Source organism: Pseudomonas sp. PS02303, assembly GCF_029959925.1.
GTDB classification, from domain to species: domain Bacteria; phylum Pseudomonadota; class Gammaproteobacteria; order Pseudomonadales; family Pseudomonadaceae; genus Aquipseudomonas; species Aquipseudomonas mandelii.
The window spans coordinates 1-3361 of the sequence record NZ_JASCOM010000409.1 but is presented as its reverse complement, the minus strand read 5'-3'; the positions used below and the strand labels follow the sequence as shown (position 1 = coordinate 3361).

Genomic DNA, 3361 nt, shown 5'->3' with positions numbered 1-3361 from the left:
GGTTCAGGGCTAACAGCAAAAGCATCGCAAGCAGGCTCGCTCCCACAGGGGATCTTTGGTGCGCTGAAGATCGAATGTGGGAGCGAGCCTGCTCGCGATGGCGGCCTCACATTCACCCGATCAACTTGAAGACCACCGCACGCTGCCATCCTCCCCGATAAACGTCTCTTCGATGTGCTCCCCCACCAACCGCACCTTCACATACCCATTCAACACCCGATCCGGGTACGCCTCATCCCGCGCATTCTCGGTTTCCGACCACAACACTCGCGTATGCCCGTCCAGCTCGCTGGCATTGCCATACGGAATCGCCCCATGCCCGGCGCAACGCGCATGCAGTCCACCCTGGGCCGCATAGCAAATGCCATTGTGCAAATGCCCCCAATACCAGTAATCAGGCTCCCGACCCAACGCATCACAGACCGGCTGATACAACGCCGTCTTGTTGTGCCCGGAAATATCGAACCCCTGATGGTGGCTGAGCACCATGATCTTCTTGCGCTGGGGCAGCTCTTTCATCCAGGCGATCTGCTCCTTGTTCAGCGTGCCGTCCATGTACAGATTGATGGCGTCTGACGCATAGGCCGTGTCGAGCCCGACCACCAGCCAATCGTCGTTGTACAACGCGAAATAACTGGTGCCCTGCTGCGCCGGAAAACGCTTGGCCAGTTCCTTGAAATAACCGTGGGCGCCGCTGTACATCTCGTGATTGGAGTTGAGGGTGAACGAGCCGTGCTTGCCCATGGGCCAGCCGACCATGTCGACGTCTTCCTGGGAATGGGTGCCGGCGTAATACACATCCCCCAAGTGAATAGTGAAATCGGCCTGAGCCAGTTGCATCTGGTTGGCCACCGCCACCGCCGGGGCGTGGCTGTCGAACGGACCGGTGCCCCAGTCGCCGGCGATCGCCAGCACCACGTCACTGTCCATCTTCATCAATGCCGGGTTAGTGGCGAACGGCGCGTGATGGCGCAGGTTTTCGATCCACTTGAGCAGCGCTTCGCTCCACAACAGATCCAGCAGTTCCCACTTGCGACAGCCCAGCAGACTGCCGTCCTTGAGCACCCGGGTCTGCAACTGGTCGACCGATTGCGGTAAAGGCGTGGCGTTGCCGATGTGCAGGATCGACAAACCGTGGGACAACTCCCACGGCACGCTCGGCTGATCGGCCGGCAGATCGCCGTGTTTGAGCACGTATTGCGCCTGATCGTGGCCACGCTGCAACAGGGCGACGATGGCCTGGAACTCCTCGGGCTCAAGCTCGCTGATGAGCTTTTTCCAGGACATTTCCAATCGCGTGAACAGCCCATGCACGCGAACTTTGACCTTGTCGTATTCATGTTCCCAATGAGTAACTAATGACATGTTGGCATTCCTCCATCCGTAGTGGGATCACAGGGTTTTCATGAACTCGATGAGCGCCCGTTTATCGATGTCCGACAGTTGCGTGCCGTACAGGTGGCCGCTGTTGTGGTTGCCCTCCAGGCGCGTGTCGTATTTGAAGTCCGCCGAGGCCTTGGCCTGCGCCCCGCTCGTGACGAAGCCGACCTTTTCCTGGTCGTACACATCGGAGCCGGTGTAGAACACCGACGGCCGCTGTTCCGGCGTCTGCAGCAAATCCCACAGCGTGGGCACCGAACCGTTATGCAGGTAGGGCGCCCGCAGCCAGACACCATCGGTCGGCGTGTTGCTGTAGCTCTGGGTCTTGCGATAGGCGTTGAAGTCGAATGGCGGTTTCTTGAAGGTGTGGAAGGCCTCCACCAACCCCGTGGTGAACGAGTTCAGGCGATGGGGATCGGTGCCCAGTTCGTCGATGTGGGTGGTGACCTGGCCGGTGTCGGTGCGACCGAAGTCGTGACAGCCGGCGCAGTTCTGATCCCAGACCGGTTTGCCCTGGGCGACCTTGGCCTGGTCCAGCGCGAACGGCCAGACGGGCGGCTTGGTGCCGAGCAGCCAGTTGGTCACGCGGTTGAAGCTTTCCGGCAGCACCGATTCCGGCGTCGCACCCACGGCCATTGCCGCTGCGTAGTTGCGCTCGTGGATGTCGTTGTTGTTGCCGTCCCAGTGCAAGTACAGCGACTCCCGGGGTTTCTGGTTCCACACTTGCGGCAGGTCGACGGTGCCGATGGTCGAGTCATCCGGGAAGCCGAACACCACCATTTTCGTCGGGTTAAAGGTGTCGGTGCGCCCCGGTCCCTGTTGCGGGCGCAGCTTCTGCCAGGCGTAGGCCTGTTTCTGTTTGAGCAACGCGCTCTTGGCCATCGGAATGATCAGGTAGCGGTTGTACAAGCGCTCGAAAAACCCGAGTTGGAACTTGCCGTTGATCGCGGTCATCACCGCGTCGGTGGTGAATGTCGGATCGCTGGCGCAATCGTAGGCGAACCACTGAAAGGCTTGCAGTTGCAGGGTGTTGGCCGGGGCGGTGGCCACCGAGGTGGCAACGTCGCTGGCATTGGCCCGGTAGGAACCGGTGTGACACAGGGCGCAGTTTGGCTCCACGGTCGGGTAGCCGATTTGCCGCTTGGCCATGCCGATGGGCAGGTCCTTGCCGTTCTCAAAGAGGAAACCGAAGACTTCATAGCCGCCGGGTCTGGGCAGTTTCTCGGGACACATCTGCGGCAGCACGGCGAACAGGTAATACGGGATGCGCGCTTCAATGCCCAAGCCGATGGCGGCGTACTTGTAGTGGTCTTCGTCGGAGGCGTACTTCTCGGCTGGCACCACCCGCAGCATCTGGTACCAAGTCTCGTAACCGATAAATCCCAGCACCAGGACCACGATCAGCGTGCCGACCTTGAAACTGTGCCGCTGCCAGCGCAGCGCCCAGCCGGCACGCCATTCCCGCCAGCCGTCACAGAGCAACGCCAACGGACGATTGGCCGGCGTGCTGCCCAGGTACAGCAGGATGCCGAGGATCAGGAACATGCTCAGATCGCCCATCAGCATCGGCACGAACACTGATGCCTGGCTGCTGGTGTTGATCAGGTAGATCCAGAACGCCACGGCGATCAGTCGCGACAACACACATAACCAGGAATGCACCACAAACCGCGGTGCGTTGAAGCCCGACGGCATGTAGAACACGCTGATACCCACCAGCAGCATGCCGGCGTTTTCAAGCCATGGATCGGAGAGTTGCGGCGGCATGCCGAGCATCGAGGTCAGCAGCGCCGGAGCGAAAAGCGCCGGGATCGCGAAGACCATGTTCATCACGATGCCTAGCCAGATGAAGCGTTGGAACCAGCGGATGTAACTGTCCATATCATCCATTTCCTTCTAATCCTGAACACCGTCCACTGTGGGAGCGAGCCTGCTCGCGAAAGCGTTGTATCAGGCAACGTCAATGTTGACTGTGCCGCCG

At 60.3% G+C, this 3361-nt stretch carries 2 protein-coding genes; both read right to left on the bottom strand.

The features are described from left to right. Nucleotides 1-120: 120 nt before the first annotated feature. Nucleotides 121-1365 carry a metallophosphoesterase gene (locus tag QMX98_RS33390; protein WP_172791848.1) on the bottom strand — a complete coding sequence of 415 codons (1245 nt, stop codon included), beginning with the start codon at nucleotides 1363-1365 and terminating at the stop codon, nucleotides 121-123. 27 nt (nucleotides 1366-1392) lie between these two features. Further along, the gene (locus QMX98_RS33385) at nucleotides 1393-3261 is read right to left on the bottom strand and encodes a hypothetical protein (protein WP_282412027.1); all 1869 of its coding nucleotides are present in this window, start codon (nucleotides 3259-3261) and stop codon (nucleotides 1393-1395) included. Nucleotides 3262-3361: the final 100 nt, after the last annotated feature.